We start from the raw sequence: 13,677 nt of genomic DNA on the forward strand, positions 1-13,677 counted from the left end.
ATGGGAGGGGTGACCTGATCGAGGCGCGCCACCCTCATCATCCCACCGTTTGAGATCCTCCTGCTGACCTGACGTCTTCGGATCTTTGCCCATCGTAGAAATGTAGGACATCTACCCGACATTTTGATGACCATGTCCGGGATCAAGCAGCTATCGGAGCGTTGCTCGGCACTCCAGCGGATCTGCCTTCCGGACACGGAGCTCGGGGATCGCCGCCTGCTGGCGAAAATCGCGCACAGCCCTCTCAGGCTAAGACCTTACAAAGGTCATGTCACCCTTCGGCGACGGCTCGGCGGTCCGATGCCCACATTTTCCGCACACGGCTTAGCAACCTGTGCAGATACCTCTCGCGATGATCTTCATCTTGCGATCCCAGATCCGCTCTTGCGCCTCCGCCTTGACCCGGGCGGCTCTTCCCAGAGCCGCCGACTCCTCGGCGGTATACGACTTCGATGCAGACACTTTGGGGGTCCCTGCCTGTGGCTCACCTCTGTCCTTGGCATCTGTGGCTTGAGTTGTCATCAACATGGCAAGCAGGGCTGTCGCCATCATCATCCGCATGGATCGCTCCTCAGGGAGCACATCGTGCGGCTCCAAGCTTTCATATGGTGGTCGCTACCCCGATTCGTAAGCCAAGCATCACCTTCTCGATATCCCGATCCGTTTCACGTTTCCCATGTTGTTTGTCGTAAGCTGGCAGATGCGCTGTTGTCCTCGTGCCGGAGGCTGCCAGTTCCTGCCTTCGACGGCGCGGGGGGATCCTCCAAAATCGGCCACTATTCCCGCAGAGACTGACGCCAGGCCCTCATCCCGGGACAAGCCCGATGCGTATTTCCGCGATTATCGTTCTGTCCGCCCTCGGATTGGCCGATGTGTCTCATGCCCAGAGCACCCCGCCCGCCTCAGACGCCCCCAAGTTCATCACGATCAGCAACAATGCGATCCTCAGTTCGCGCTTAATCGGACTGACCGTCCTTAGCTCGACCGGCCAGAGCATGGGCAGGATTGAAGATGTCGTCTTCGAGGGTGGGCAGATCAGTGGTGTGGTGCTCTCTGTCGGTGAGATCCTGGGCGTCAGCCAACGCTACACGGCCGTGGATCCATCTGCGATCTCGATCAAGTACCTAGAGGCCGAGGGCAAGTGGCAGGCCACGATGAACGCTGATCTTGAGCAGCTCAAAGCAGCTCCGGAGTTTCGCTACGAAGGCAAATGGGAGCGCTGATCCTCCTCACCAATCATCAACACAGAGAATAGCGTCTGGCCCAATGTTCCGAAATTACACGGGTGAATAAGGCTTCGCGCGGGGCGCAAGTACCTAATCTCCAAACGCGATTATTTCGCAAAAACTATATTCGTTTGCAATATACCAGTTATCGGCCCCTACTTTTTTGATTTTATTTATCGTCCTCGATGTAATTCTCTGACCAATTCCCATATCAACTGATACGAACTTGTCAGTGCCTGTCATTTTCGCTCCATGCCAAGTTTGGTTTGGAGGAGGATGGGGCTCTTTCGAGGAGGCCCGGCATGTGTATGAGAAAACACCCCATGTTCGATCTTGAGCATTATCAGGATCATGGTGATCCTGGCCTTATGCCCTTCGCTGTGCAGGGAGCGCAGGCAACGTGGCTGCGGCTGACGGCGGCAGAGTTGTCAGGGGTGCGAACCACGTCAGAGCTCATCGAACGGGTCGAGGAGAGATACAGTCTCTCCCATGAGCAGGCCATCCGGGATGTTGAATTCTGGGTCCTGGATAAGCAGCTTTGAGCCGGTCGCTGCATGAGTGAGACCAGCCCCATTGATGGAGGCGACGATGTTTGGCTATCAGGGCGGCGAAAGCAAAGAGACTGTCACTCGCAAGACTGGATATCGGGACGACGCAAAGCGTCAGTGGAGCTGCCTAACTCCTTTGGACCTGTCGCAGATCAAGAATGAAGAGCAGCTGATCACGCTGGTGAAGGTGAGATACAGCCTGCCGTATGAGATCGCCAAAGCTGATGTTCAAGGCTGGATGGCAGGCAAGCAATTCTAATATTCCCCAGAGGGTTGAGTTGGGTAGCTGTGCGCTCGGTCCGAACGGATAATAAGGGAGATCTTGATGGCAACGGAGTTCTATGTCGTTCGACATCATGGCGCTTGGCGCATCCGGGTGAATGGCAAACATCACGGGGAGTACGATTCCCGCCTTTTGGGCATTAACGCCGCAGTGACGGAAGCCAAAGCTGCCGGGCCAGGGGCGAAAGTTTTCAGCACGGGGATCGTCAGTCAATCAAGCCAAGAGTGGCAGTCTTCGGAAGGGCCAGATCCGCTCTCCCCTTGATCGTTTATGGTACGATCTCACAGGAGACACGCATGAGTGAGCGCATGAGCCGCCTTTGTGACGAGCTGCGCATCAAACTTCACGGTATTGACCGCCGCCTCGAGGCACTCAAATCGAATGGAGTAGCAGCTTTCGACAAGTCGCAGGACCTGCTTGAGAGCCAGCTGGACCGAGTTGAGCAGCGCATCTATGACAATCGCGTTACCGTCGAAGCAGCCAATATCAGGGTCAAGACATGGCTCGCGGAGAAAAGGGCCGGCTCCGTCTCTGACAGAGCGCATTGGAAAGAGAACCACAAGACCTATCTGCTGGAAGCGCGCGCCGATGATGCCGAGGCCTACGCCATCGCCGTCTTCGAGCTGGCGGCATCGGCAGCCGATGAGGCCACTCTGGCGGTCCTGCAGGCCCTCCTCGCACGGAGCGATGCTGACACCGCCTCGGAAGCTGAAGCGCCCCTGGGGTGAGTCCTCAGCTTCAAGGATGATACACAGCGCGCTGAATCCGATTCAGCGCGTTTTCGAGAGTGCATAGCGAAGAGGCAATGTTGGTCGATCAGTCTGGTTTCTTGGCATGCCGCAACCTACACCCATACATCTAGCAAGGCGGAGTTCCTGTGATGTTCGTCATCGAGTTCTTCCGGATCCGCGACACCGACAAAGCTCACGCCGTGCTCGGGTCTGTTGAACACGACACGACGGATTTGGAGGAGGCAAAGGTGAGAGCCCGATCCATGTTCGAGACCCTGGACATGCCGCAAAGGCCGGATGCGCTGCGGATCCTGGACCCGAACGGCGATGAGGTGTTTTTCTGGAATCCACAGGGCTAAGGCACCTCAAGGCGACATAGCCTGTGATCCTACCCCTTGTGTGCTCTCGCCCCGCCGGTGGAAGGCCCGGGGGATCCAATGGGCCGGCGCCGGGGTTGTCCCATGAACAACCTGAGCTGAGAGCCTCGTCCCATGGCCGATCCGGCCCTGCCTCCATCCGTCGCGCAGCCCGCAAGCTCTCCCGTCCTGACGGCGGGCGGCATCGTCCTGGCGATCGGGGGGCTCTACTTCGGCCGGGACATCTTCATCCCCTTTGCCCTTGCGATCCTCCTGAGCTTTGCGCTCACCCCGTTGGTAAATTGGCTCCGGCGCCTGAAACTGCCTCGGATAGCCGCCGTACTCATTGCCGTCACGCTGGCTTTCATCCTCATCGGCGGCATCGGCTTCGTCGTCGGCCGACAGCTCGTCCAGCTCGCCAACAACCTACCGACCTACCAGACCACCATCACCCAGAAGATCCGTTCCTTGCAGCAAACCGCCCCAGGCGGCGGCATTGTTGAAAAGGTCACCAGCACCATTCAGGATCTCGGCAAGGAAATCTCCGGCGGGGAGACGTCCGAGGACAAGCCGGTGCAGGCCCCCGGCCCCGCGCTCCGCGGCACGCCGCAGGAGCCCGTCACCGTGCGGTTGGAGCCTCCCAGCCCCCGCCCGCTAGAGGTGATCCAAACGATCGTCGGCCCTCTGCTCGCGCCGCTCGCCACCGCCGGCCTCGTCATCATCTTTGTGATTTTCGTACTGCTCGAGCGGGAGGATCTGCGAGACCGCTTCATCAAGCTTGCCGGAGCGGGCGATCTTCAGAAGAGCACACAGGCCATCAACGATGCGGCCGCCCGGGTCAGCCGCTACCTCCTGATGCAGCTCCTGGTAAACCTGAGTTACGGCATTCCGATCGGCATCGCCCTCTACTTCATCGGCGTGCCCAACGCAGTGCTGTGGGGGCTGCTCGCAGCGGTGCTGCGGTTCGTTCCCTATCTCGGTCCCTTCCTCGCAGCCCTGTTTCCCATCGCCCTGGCGGTGGCTGTCGATCCCGGCTGGACCATGCTGTTCTGGGTCGTGGGACTGTTCCTCATAGCGGAACTCGTCAGCAACAACGTCATCGAGCCGTGGCTCTACGGCTCCAGCACCGGCCTGTCGTCGCTCGCCATCATCATGGCGGCGATCTTCTGGACCACCCTGTGGGGGCCGGTCGGGCTGTTCCTGGCAACGCCCCTGACCGTCTGCCTCGTCGTGATCGGCCGGTACGTGCCGCGGCTCGAATTCCTGGGGATCCTCCTTGGAAGCGATCCGGTGCTCGCGCCGGAGGAGCGTCTCTATCAGCGCCTGCTCGCCGGCAATCTGGAGGAGGCGGTAGAGTTGGCTGAAGATTATGTCGACGAGCGCTCGTCCCGCGAGTTCTACGACAATGTCGGCATCCCGGCCCTTCGTCTGGCCGAAAACGACCGCCAGCGCAGCACCACGGATACCAGTTACAGGCGGCTCGTCGCCGATACCGCCATCTGCGTCGTCCGGGAGGTCGAAGATCACGTTCGGGAAAAGGCAACCTCCGACGACGAGCCGAACGACAAGGCGGGCGGAGGCCGCGTGCCGCCTGCCGATGAGGCGCGTATCCTCTGTCTGGCCGGACGTACGGAACTTGATCGCGCGGCGGCCGAGATGATGGCGCAGGCGCTTGGAGAGCGTGGCATCGGTGCGCGTGTCCTACCGCCGATCGCCGTCACCCAGGGGGCTTTGGGGCAACTCGATCTCCAAGGCGTGAACGTCGTCTGCCTGTCCTATCTCCACCCGCAGCCGCAGGTGTATGCACGCTACATCTGCCGCCGCCTCCGCCGCCGAGCGCCCCACGTGAAGCTCGCCGTCTGCTGCTGGAACCCGGCGCCCGGCATAGGGCAGACGGATGCGCTCGCAAAGCAGATGGCGGCCGATGCGGCGTTCACCTCCCTTGAGGTCTGTATCGATCAGGTGGATGCATGGGTGACCCGCACCCCGTCTTCGGCCGGGACGTCCCCGGCCCATCCCGGCACAGAGCAAGAGCAACTCGAGGCGCTGCACGAACTCGGCGTGGCCTCCGTGAGCGGGCGGCGTTTTGACGAGGTATCCAGGAAAGTCGCCCAAGCATTTGGCGCACCGATCGCCCTCGTGTCCCTGTACAACGAGGGCGGCCGCCCCAGGAATGAGGCCGCGGATGCTGCCGTAGATCCCCATGCCAGCGGGCGGCCGGCTCACGAGTCGTTGGACGCCCACGTCATGGCGGCGAACGAAGTGCTCGTGTCCGAGGACGTAACCGAGGATCCGAGGTTCGCCGATGATCCGCTCGTTCTTGAGAAAGGCATCCGCTTCTACGCCGGAGCCCCTCTGCGGACGCGCTCCGGAGTGGTGGTTGGTTCCCTCTCCGTCATCGATACCCGGCCGCGCCAGTTCCCGGAACCCGACCGCCAGCGTCTTCAGGCGATGGCCGACGAGCTGGTGGCCGACCTCGAGCGTCAAACCTCGGACAGCGAAAGCCACTCCCGGATGGCTGTTCCAAGCGCAGGTGCCAACCGGCTCTGATGAGGCATTGGAGCGGCTTTGCTGTCGCAGAGGCCTGACCTGTGGTAGGAGCCGGAACGGTGGTGGCCGGACATGAGGAGAGCGGGACCGTGACAGACATCAGACGGGTCGGCATTGCCGCCCGCTACAGCGACCTCGTGATCCATGATGGGACGGCCTACTTCTCCGGCTACGTGCCAGAGACGACCCTGGGCCTAGCGGTCTCGGACCAGACCAAGGACATCCTCGGGCAGATCGAGCAGTCTCTCGACGAGGTCGGCAGCGACAAGTCCAAGCTTCTGCAGGCGACGATCTGGCTGGCGGACATTGCCTTCTACGACGAGATGAACGCGGTCTGGGACGCCTGGGTGGTCCCGGGGCAGGCTCCGGCGCGTGCTTGTGTCGAGGCGAAGCTGGCCGACCCGGACTACAAGCTCGAGATCCAGGTCATCGCCGCCCTCTGACCCGCGATTGCCGCTCAGGCGCGCTCCGTCCGGGCGCTCGATTTCGCGAGAGCTCCCAGACGCTTGCGCTCGTAGTGCTTCGCCAGGCGAAGGTGACGCCACGTGGCGTAGTTCATGGCGATCAGGAAGCCATAGGTGCCGCGCAGAAAGTGCAGTCGCCCGAAATAGGCCTTCAGGAAGGCGGCGGGAAACTCGAAATAGACCCGCCATGTGGGAATCGAGATTCCCCTCACCTCGAGATCTACGGCCTGCTGGTCGGCATAGCTGTTGAGCTTGGCGAGCTGATCGCCGAGAGAGCGCACGGACCTGTGATGCACGAGCCCCTTCAGCTTGCCGATATTGATTCCGGGCCTCAGATCGACCCGGTCATGGACGAGGGAGGAGGAATACCGGCCGGCATCCCGGCGATAGAGGCGGACGGGGGCGATCCGATAAGCCAAAGGATGGGGGGCGGTCTCGCCTGGATACGTCTCGGCGATCCGGATTCCATAAGCTTGGCAGGGCGGCTCGCCATGGGCAAACAGAGCGCGCATCTCGGCCAGCAATTCCGGTGAGACCTCCTCATCCGCGTCGAGGTTCAGCAGCCACTCGTGCCGGCACTGGTCCTCTGCGAAGCGCTTCTGGAGCCCGTAGCCAGGCCAGGGATTGAAGATCACCCGGGCGCCGAGCTCCTGGGCCACCGCCTGGGTTCCATCCGTCGAGCCCGAATCGACCACGATGATATCGTCCGTCAGCCCTCGGATGGCACGGATGGTCGCTCCGATCCGGTCGGCCTCGTTCTTGGCAATGATGAAAACGGAAACAGGAAGCATGGCACCGGGTGCCTAGCCGCCCTGAAGTGCCATGGCAAGGGCTTTGGAATCCTTCAGGGGGCCTGCTGCCGTCACCTCGCCCTTGTGATCCAGCGAGAGTGATCGTCAGAGAAGCTCGCCCTCACGGGCTTGACCTTCCGCGGAAAGCCCGATCCGCTTGCGCACGCGCAGCTCTGCCAGAAGCGGAAAATGATCGGAAGCCACCCGGGTCAGAGGGTTCCGAACCGGCCCGGCATCCACCACTTCGATGGCTTTCGTCACGAAGACATGATCGAGGCGCAGAACGGGTGCCCTCGTATGAAAAGTCGGTTGAGGCTCCCCGAAGGAGTTGGAGAGCTGGGCATCCTGCATCCGGTTTGCGATCAGCCGATAAGACCGGGAGTAAGGCGGCGCATTGAAGTCGCCCAGCAGCACGGCTGGTTCTGCGCAATCCGGATGGCCGACCCAATCCGGCCCAATGAGAGCCGCTGCCTGCGCCCGCCTCTCCCCGGAGCGCAGCGACAGGTGAGCGTTGACGACCTGGATCGTCTGACCGTCGACCTCGACGGCGACCCAGAGCGCGCTGCGCTTCTCGAAGGAAGGCCTTGTCGATTGCGTGGGAAGCCGCTCCGACCTCACGATTCTGGAGGAGTGGCGGGTCAGCACGGCAATGCCGTACTGCTCGCCCAGGATGCGGATCGTGGGCTGGAAATGCAGATCCATGCCGAGCCTGGATGCCACGGCGGCCGCCTGATCGATCTCCCCTGCCCGCGCGCGGCCGACGCGAACCTCCTGCAGCGCGACGATGTCCGGGTCGCAGGACGCGATGACCTCAGCTATCCGATGCGGTGAGATCTGCCTGTCCGTGCCGAGCCAGCGATGGACATTGTAGGTGAGGATCCGAAGGGTTCGCCCCTGTTTGTCGCTATGCTTCAAAGGTGAGTACCGGCTCAATTCGTTCGTTACAGGTAAAAGCACCGCGTCATTCGGCACAAGCAGGAAATCGTCCCAGCCACCTAAGCGGCAAACGTGTCGGATCAATGACCCAGGCTCGACCATGGTTCCGCCGGGAGAGGCCTTGGAGCCATCGGATGGGCACCTCCCCGAAGAATTTTTCGTGCCCGCTTGACCTTCCCATGATTGGAAGGATTACACCGTCTTCCCATATGAGGATCAGGAGATTCACCATGGCCGCCGGCAAGCCCGTCCCTACCGACAGCATCGACATTCCCGTTCAGGGCATGACCTGTGCCTCCTGCGTTGCCCGGGTGGAGAAGGCAATCCGCTCGGTGGAGGGCGTTGCGGCTGCAAACGTCAACCTGGCGACTGAACGGGCCCATGTGGAATTCGCTTCTTCCGAGGCTAACCCTACGGCCGTCGCGGACGCCATCCGGGCTGCAGGCTACGAGCCGTCCGAAAACACAATCGAATTGAAGATCGACGGAATGACCTGCGCCTCCTGCGTCAATCGGGTCGAGAAGGCGCTCAGGCGCGTTCCCGGGGTGGCGGATGCATCGGTCAATCTTGCCACCGAGCGGGCCTCCATCCGCTATCTCGGCAACGCGGACCTCGTGGACCGCCTGATCGGCGCGGTCGAACAGACGGGCTACAAGGCCAAGCCGGTCGGACAAGAGGATGATCAGGCGGACCGAGAGCGGAAGGCTCGGGACACCGAGATCGCCGCTCTCCGGCGCGCCGTGCTGATCGCGGCGATCCTGACCCTGCCGGTGTTCGCGCTCGAAATGGGCTCCCACTTCATCCCCGCCGTCCATGACTGGGTGATGGGAACGCTCGGGCACCGCAACAGCTGGTATCTGCAGTTCGCCCTGACGACCCTCGTCCTGTTCGGCCCCGGTCTGCGCTTCTTCCGGAAGGGCGTCCCCGCCCTCCTGCGCCGGTCGCCGGACATGAACTCGCTGGTCGTTCTCGGTACGAGCGCTGCCTATGCCTATTCGGTGGTGGCGACCTTCCTGCCGGGCCTCCTGCCCGAGGGCATGGACAACGTCTACTACGAGGCGGCGGCCGTCATCGTGACCCTGATCCTGCTGGGTCGTTCTCTCGAAGCAAAAGCCAAGGGCCGCACCTCCGAGGCGATCAGGCGGCTCGTGGGGCTGCAGGCGAAGACCGCCCGCGTCGTGCGCAACGGCGAGGCACGGGAGATCCCCCTCGACCAGGTTGTGGCCGACGATCTCGTCCAGGTGCGCCCCGGCGAGAAGATTCCGGTCGATGGTGAAGTGGTGGAAGGTTCTTCCTTTATTGATGAATCCATGATCACCGGCGAGCCTGTTCCGGTACAGAAATCTCATGGCAGTGAAGTGGTAGGCGGTACCATCAACAAGACCGGCAGCTTCACCTTCCGCGCCAACCGCATCGGGGCCGATACGGTCCTCGCCCAGATCATCCGGATGGTCGAGCAGGCTCAAGGATCGAAGCTCCCGATCCAGGCCCTCGTCGACAGGGTGACGGCCTGGTTCGTTCCGGCCGTCATGGCGGCGGCCGCCCTCACCTTCCTGGTCTGGCTCGTCCTCGGTCCCGATCCGGCCCTCACCTTCGCGCTGGTGAATGCGGTCGCCGTGCTGATCATCGCCTGCCCCTGCGCCATGGGTCTGGCGACCCCGACCTCGATCATGGTCGGCACGGGCCGGGCGGCGGAGCTCGGCGTGCTCTTCCGCCAGGGCGAGGCCCTGCAGAGCCTCAAGGAGGTCGGCGTCGTCGCTTTGGACAAGACCGGCACCCTGACCCAGGGGCGTCCCGAACTGACCGATTTCGTGACGGTTCCCGGCTTCTCCGAATCCGAGGCCCTGCGGCTCGTCGCCGCCGTGGAAAGCCGCTCCGAACATCCGATCGCCCAGGCCATCGCGGCGGCCGCCGCGGCGGCCGCCGAGCGGCGGGGCCTAGCCCTGCCTGCCACGGATAGCTTCGAGGCCGTGCCGGGCTTCGGCGTCTCGGCCCTGGTCGAGGGCCGGAAGGTGGATGTGGGGGCGGACCGCTTCATGACGAAGCTCGGCCTGACCGTCTCCGACTTCGCAGCCGTTGCGGCCCGTCTGGGCGCCGAGGGTAAGAGCCCGCTCTATGCCGCCATCGACGGCGAACTCGCGGCCGTCATCGCGGTCGCCGATCCGGTCAAGCCTTCGACTCCGGAAGCCATTGCGGCACTCCATGCGCTCGGGCTGAAGGTCGCCATGATCACCGGGGACAACCGCAAGACCGCCGAGGCCATCGCGAAGCGGATCGGGATCGACGAGGTCGTCGCCGAGGTGCTGCCCGACGGCAAGGTCGAGGTGGTCAAGCGCCTGCGCCAGCAGCACGGCAGGATCGCCTTCGTGGGCGACGGCATCAACGACGCTCCTGCGCTGGCGGAAGCCGATATCGGCATCGCCATCGGCACCGGCACGGACATCGCCATCGAGAGCGCCGACGTGGTGCTCATGTCCGGGGACGTGCGCGGCGTCGTCAATGCCATCGCCCTGTCGAAGGCGACCATCCGCAACATCCGGCAGAACCTTTTCTGGGCCTTCGCCTACAACGTGCTGCTGATCCCGGTCGCGGCGGGCGTGCTCTATCCGGTCGACGGCACCCTGCTCTCGCCGATCTTCGCCGCCGGCGCCATGGCGTTGTCCAGCGTGTTCGTTCTCGGCAATGCCCTGCGCCTGCGCGGCTTCAAGGCTCCGATCGCACCGGCGCCGGCAGCGCCTCACATTCAGACCGTCGAAGGTGTCGCATGAATATCGGACAGGCAGCAGCGGCCTCGGGCGTTTCGGCCAAGATGATCCGCTATTACGAGTCCATCGGACTGATCCCGAAGACCGTGAGGACGGAATCGGGATACCGGGTCTATTCGGATCACGACGTGCATACCCTGCGCTTCATCCGCCGGTCGAGGGACCTGGGCTTTTCGGTCGAGCAGATCGCGGATCTCGTCTCCCTCTGGCAGGACCGCGAGCGGGCGAGCAAGGACGTGAAGGCGATCGCGCTCGAACATGTCGGCGTGCTCGAGCGCAAGATCCGGGAGCTGCAGGAGATGGCTTCGACCTTGAAGCATCTCGCCAGGAACTGTCACGGCGATGCCCGTCCCCATTGCCCGATCATCGAGGAACTGGCGAACGATGATGTCACGCCGCCTGCGACGAAGCCGGACGCGAAGTTCGGCGCTTTGGGGAAGGCGTCCGCGCGTTAAACCAGCCGTAGACAATCCTTGTGCGTCATCCCCTCCACGTCATGGCCGGCCTTGTGCCGGCCATCCCGATGATGGGAGGCGCGGCGCTTTTCCGCATCGGGATCACCGGGACGAGCCCGGTGATGACGGGAAGAGTGTCAGAGCTGGCAGTAACGAGGCAGGTCGGTGATTTATGCGCCACCCTCACGCCGCCATCTCGACCTCTCGGCCTCGCCCGAGATCGTGCATCAGCTGCACGTAGTTCGGCATGCGCTGGATCTGGCGGCGGTAATGCCGGCGCAGCGCCTCCGTGAGCCGTCCGTTGCGCGACAGGAGTTCGTCCGCGAAGTCGATCATGAGGGAGTTCGGCCAGGCCTGCGGCCGGATTTCCACCAGGCGCTCGAACAACCTGTCTTCGCTCTCATTCGGGTTGGCCTGGACCATGAGGGTCAGCATTGCGGCGGTCGAGCGGGAGACGCCCATGTGGCAGTGGACGAGCAGGTGACCCTCCGCAGGCTCCGCCCGTCCGCCGGCCACCTCGTCTCCGAAGCGAAGGATGGCCTCCACATCCCTCGGAGCCGGCAGGATCATGCCCGGCAACGGATTGATGATGTCGTGAAAGCGCAGGATCGTCCTGTGATGAGGATCATAGGCCCCGAAGGCCTCCGGATCGGGATGATCAGGGTCGAGAATCGAGAGAATATGGGTCACGGACCGGTCGCGTTGGTCCGGCAGTTCCGAGATGCCGCAGATCGTGAGCATCTGAATGGGTATGGATTGCATGGAAAACGCTCGCTCGACACCTGAAATGGGACAAAAACCTTAGCGAACCTGTCGAAAGAGTTAACTCGCGTCTGCCGAAATGGATCGATGCGTTCAAAATACTGTGTCTTGCAAACCACAGTCCGGATTTGCCACATTTCCGCCATGCGAGATCCACCTTGTCGTCACCGCCAAGGCTATGTCTCTTTGAGAGTAACGCCGCCGCTCCCAAGGGTCGGCGAATGAAGCAAAAACAGAAACTGCAGGTCACCCCACTGATGTTTGCTGCCACGGCATCGAGCCCCTCACCGTTGAAAAACGCAATCCGCTTCTTTGCGGTTATTCTTCCGATGGCCCTAGCGGCCTGTGTCTCGACACAAGCGCCTCCGCAGCAAGCTTTGCGTCGCATCGATCCCGTCTATGCGGCCATGTACGGACCCCGCCCCGACGAGCCGCATCCGCTGCCCGCGACCGACATCTCCGAGGTCGATCCGCGCTTCCTGCGCCGCGAGGTTGCCTATTACGGCCGCGAGGAGCCCGGCACCATCGTGGTCGACACGGCCGCCCGCTACCTCTATCTCGTGCGCGAGGGCGGCCGGGCCATCCGCTATGGCATCGGCGTCGGCAAGGAGGGCCTTGCCTGGGGCGGTCGCGCCCGGGTCGGCCGCAAGGCCATGTGGCCGAACTGGACGCCGACCGCCTCCATGATCCGGCGCGAACCCGAGCGCAATGCCAAGTGGGCCGGAGGCATGCCCGGCGGCTTGAACAATCCGCTCGGTGCACGCGCGCTTTATCTCTACGACGGCGGCCGCGATACGATGTACCGGATCCATGGCACCACCGAGCCCTGGTCGATCGGCCAGTCGGTCTCAAGCGGCTGCATCCGCCTGTTCAATCAGGATATCATCGACCTCCACAGCCGCGTGCCGGTCGGCTCGCCCGTGGTCGTGCTCCAGGGCCAGCGCCTGTTCGACGTGGAGGATGAAACGCGGGTGTCCTCCGCCTATTGAGACAATGGCGAATAAACCAAAAGGCTGGCTGCAGGCCGGCCCTTTTTCTTTTGTCCCGTCTGGGCTTGAAGTAAGATCGGCCGGTCTCTGCTGGAGGCATGGTCATGACACGCATCGTGCGGACCCGAAGGGCCGCGCCAGCGAAAAGTGGCCCCGGTTTTCCGCGTCGAACGATGCGCTTTCCCATGAGGAGCATCGGATGAGCCCCAAAAGTGGATTCCACTTTTGGGTCCGATGCGCTGGAACGCGCGATCCTTCTGACCGTCGGCGGGCTCATCATCGTCAGTGTCCTGCTCGCGGTATACGTCAACATCAACTGGCTCTGGCTCACCGGACTCCTCGGCGCACACCTGGTTCAGGCATCCTTCACCGGCATGTGCCCCGTGGTGATGATGTTCAAGCGCGTGGGACTGCCGAGCAAACCGGGATTCACTTGATTGGCGGTCGAACAAGATCGTCTTCGACCGCGACCTCATCCTCGGTGCCTAACCGGATATTCCCCTCGGTCGTCATCACCGGGCTTGTCCCGGTGATCCCGGTTGTGTGGAGCGCCGCGCTTTCCGATCGGGATGGCCGGGTCAAGCCCGGCCATGACGGCAGAGGGTGTGACTCAGGTGGGTGCGGAACGAAGCCGGGTGCAGGACGCAGGAGGGTGGAATCCAAGACAGCGGCATGCTTCACCGCGTCATCACCTCCTCCACGTCATCACCGGCCCTGCGCCGGTGACCCCGATCGGAAAGGCACCGCGCCTCACCGGATCGGGATGGCCGGCACAGGCCCGGCCATGACGGCGAGAGAGTCACGTCATGAGCCGTCCTCTC

At 62.8% G+C, this 13,677-nt stretch carries 16 protein-coding genes; 12 read left to right on the plus strand and 4 right to left on the minus strand.

Annotated elements, in window-relative coordinates:
* Positions 1–324: 324 nt before the first annotated feature.
* The gene (locus KHP60_RS10825; protein ID WP_213563906.1) at positions 325–561 is read right to left on the minus strand and encodes a hypothetical protein; all 237 of its coding nucleotides are present in this window, start codon (positions 559–561) and stop codon (positions 325–327) included.
* A 263-nt stretch (positions 562–824) separates the two neighbouring features.
* Here KHP60_RS10825 and KHP60_RS10830 point away from each other — a divergent pair, with 263 nt between their 5' ends.
* The 8 genes from KHP60_RS10830 (at position 825) to KHP60_RS10865 (ending at position 6,137) form a co-directional block, all read left to right on the plus strand.
* On the plus strand, positions 825–1,223 hold the full coding sequence (locus tag KHP60_RS10830) for a PRC-barrel domain-containing protein (protein WP_213563907.1): 399 nt from the start codon (positions 825–827) through the stop codon (positions 1,221–1,223).
* Positions 1,224–1,549: 326 nt separating this feature from the next.
* The gene (locus tag KHP60_RS10835; RefSeq protein WP_213563908.1) at positions 1,550–1,768 is read left to right on the plus strand and encodes a hypothetical protein; all 219 of its coding nucleotides are present in this window, start codon (positions 1,550–1,552) and stop codon (positions 1,766–1,768) included.
* A gap of 46 nt (positions 1,769–1,814) precedes the next feature.
* Positions 1,815–2,033, plus strand: a complete 219-nt coding sequence (locus tag KHP60_RS10840) for a hypothetical protein (protein WP_213563909.1) — start codon at positions 1,815–1,817, stop codon at positions 2,031–2,033.
* A 66-nt stretch (positions 2,034–2,099) separates the two neighbouring features.
* On the plus strand, positions 2,100–2,321 hold the full coding sequence (locus tag KHP60_RS10845; RefSeq protein ID WP_213563910.1) for a hypothetical protein: 222 nt from the start codon (positions 2,100–2,102) through the stop codon (positions 2,319–2,321).
* 32 nt (positions 2,322–2,353) lie between these two features.
* Positions 2,354–2,785, plus strand: a complete 432-nt coding sequence (locus KHP60_RS10850; RefSeq protein WP_213563911.1) for a hypothetical protein — start codon at positions 2,354–2,356, stop codon at positions 2,783–2,785.
* 152 nt (positions 2,786–2,937) lie between these two features.
* Positions 2,938–3,147, plus strand: a complete 210-nt coding sequence (locus KHP60_RS10855; RefSeq protein WP_249688685.1) for a hypothetical protein — start codon at positions 2,938–2,940, stop codon at positions 3,145–3,147.
* A 132-nt stretch (positions 3,148–3,279) separates the two neighbouring features.
* On the plus strand, positions 3,280–5,694 hold the full coding sequence (locus tag KHP60_RS10860) for an AI-2E family transporter (RefSeq protein WP_213563913.1): 2,415 nt from the start codon (positions 3,280–3,282) through the stop codon (positions 5,692–5,694).
* A gap of 89 nt (positions 5,695–5,783) precedes the next feature.
* Positions 5,784–6,137 carry a RidA family protein gene (locus KHP60_RS10865; RefSeq protein ID WP_213563914.1) on the plus strand — a complete coding sequence of 118 codons (354 nt, stop codon included), beginning with the start codon at positions 5,784–5,786 and terminating at the stop codon, positions 6,135–6,137.
* 14 nt (positions 6,138–6,151) lie between these two features.
* Here KHP60_RS10865 and KHP60_RS10870 read toward each other — a convergent pair whose 3' ends face one another.
* Positions 6,152–6,949 (minus strand): glycosyltransferase family 2 protein, encoded by a 798-nt coding sequence (locus KHP60_RS10870; protein WP_213563915.1) that lies wholly within the window; start codon positions 6,947–6,949, stop codon positions 6,152–6,154.
* A 105-nt stretch (positions 6,950–7,054) separates the two neighbouring features.
* Positions 7,055–7,864 carry an endonuclease/exonuclease/phosphatase family protein gene (locus tag KHP60_RS10875; RefSeq protein ID WP_213563916.1) on the minus strand — a complete coding sequence of 270 codons (810 nt, stop codon included), beginning with the start codon at positions 7,862–7,864 and terminating at the stop codon, positions 7,055–7,057.
* 251 nt (positions 7,865–8,115) lie between these two features.
* Between KHP60_RS10875 and KHP60_RS10880 the strand changes: the two genes are divergently transcribed.
* Positions 8,116–10,653 (plus strand): heavy metal translocating P-type ATPase, encoded by a 2,538-nt coding sequence (locus tag KHP60_RS10880; RefSeq protein ID WP_213563917.1) that lies wholly within the window; start codon positions 8,116–8,118, stop codon positions 10,651–10,653.
* Positions 10,650–11,105, plus strand: a complete 456-nt coding sequence (gene cueR / locus KHP60_RS10885) for a Cu(I)-responsive transcriptional regulator (RefSeq protein ID WP_213563918.1) — start codon at positions 10,650–10,652, stop codon at positions 11,103–11,105. Before KHP60_RS10880 ends, cueR begins: the two co-directional genes overlap by 4 nt.
* Before the next feature lie 183 nt (positions 11,106–11,288).
* Here cueR and KHP60_RS10890 read toward each other — a convergent pair whose 3' ends face one another.
* Complete coding sequence (locus tag KHP60_RS10890; RefSeq protein ID WP_213563919.1) at positions 11,289–11,867, minus strand: tyrosine phosphatase family protein; 579 nt, start codon at positions 11,865–11,867, stop codon at positions 11,289–11,291.
* 329 nt (positions 11,868–12,196) lie between these two features.
* On the opposite strand from KHP60_RS10890, the gene KHP60_RS10895 reads away from it, so the two are divergent.
* Positions 12,197–12,856 carry a L,D-transpeptidase gene (locus KHP60_RS10895; RefSeq protein WP_249688690.1) on the plus strand — a complete coding sequence of 220 codons (660 nt, stop codon included), beginning with the start codon at positions 12,197–12,199 and terminating at the stop codon, positions 12,854–12,856.
* Positions 12,857–13,068: 212 nt separating this feature from the next.
* A complete protein-coding gene (locus KHP60_RS10900) occupies positions 13,069–13,293 on the plus strand; it encodes a DUF2892 domain-containing protein (RefSeq protein ID WP_311924905.1) in 225 nt (74 codons plus the stop codon).
* The last annotated feature ends 384 nt before the right edge of the window (positions 13,294–13,677 follow it).

The organism is Microvirga sp. 3-52 (genome assembly GCF_018383585.1).
Taxonomy (GTDB): domain Bacteria; phylum Pseudomonadota; class Alphaproteobacteria; order Rhizobiales; family Beijerinckiaceae; genus Microvirga.

Bases quoted from the DNA above. Each gene is read 5' to 3' on its own strand.
- KHP60_RS10830 (WP_213563907.1), top strand. From the start codon at position 825: ATGCGTATTTCCGCGATTATCGTTCTGTCCGCCCTCGGATTGGCCGAT.
- KHP60_RS10840 (WP_213563909.1), top strand. From the start codon at position 1,815: ATGTTTGGCTATCAGGGCGGCGAAAGCAAAGAGACTGTCACTCGCAAG.
- KHP60_RS10835 (WP_213563908.1), top strand. From the start codon at position 1,550: ATGTTCGATCTTGAGCATTATCAGGATCATGGTGATCCTGGCCTTATG.
- cueR (WP_213563918.1), top strand. From the start codon at position 10,650: ATGAATATCGGACAGGCAGCAGCGGCCTCGGGCGTTTCGGCCAAGATG.
- KHP60_RS10850 (WP_213563911.1), top strand. From the start codon at position 2,354: ATGAGTGAGCGCATGAGCCGCCTTTGTGACGAGCTGCGCATCAAACTT.
- KHP60_RS10895 (WP_249688690.1), top strand. From the start codon at position 12,197: ATGGCCCTAGCGGCCTGTGTCTCGACACAAGCGCCTCCGCAGCAAGCT.
- KHP60_RS10890 (WP_213563919.1), bottom strand. From the start codon at position 11,867: ATGCAATCCATACCCATTCAGATGCTCACGATCTGCGGCATCTCGGAA.
- KHP60_RS10870 (WP_213563915.1), bottom strand. From the start codon at position 6,949: ATGCTTCCTGTTTCCGTTTTCATCATTGCCAAGAACGAGGCCGACCGG.
- KHP60_RS10825 (WP_213563906.1), bottom strand. From the start codon at position 561: ATGCGGATGATGATGGCGACAGCCCTGCTTGCCATGTTGATGACAACT.
- KHP60_RS10880 (WP_213563917.1), top strand. From the start codon at position 8,116: ATGGCCGCCGGCAAGCCCGTCCCTACCGACAGCATCGACATTCCCGTT.
- KHP60_RS10855 (WP_249688685.1), top strand. From the start codon at position 2,938: ATGTTCGTCATCGAGTTCTTCCGGATCCGCGACACCGACAAAGCTCAC.
- KHP60_RS10845 (WP_213563910.1), top strand. From the start codon at position 2,100: ATGGCAACGGAGTTCTATGTCGTTCGACATCATGGCGCTTGGCGCATC.
- KHP60_RS10860 (WP_213563913.1), top strand. From the start codon at position 3,280: ATGGCCGATCCGGCCCTGCCTCCATCCGTCGCGCAGCCCGCAAGCTCT.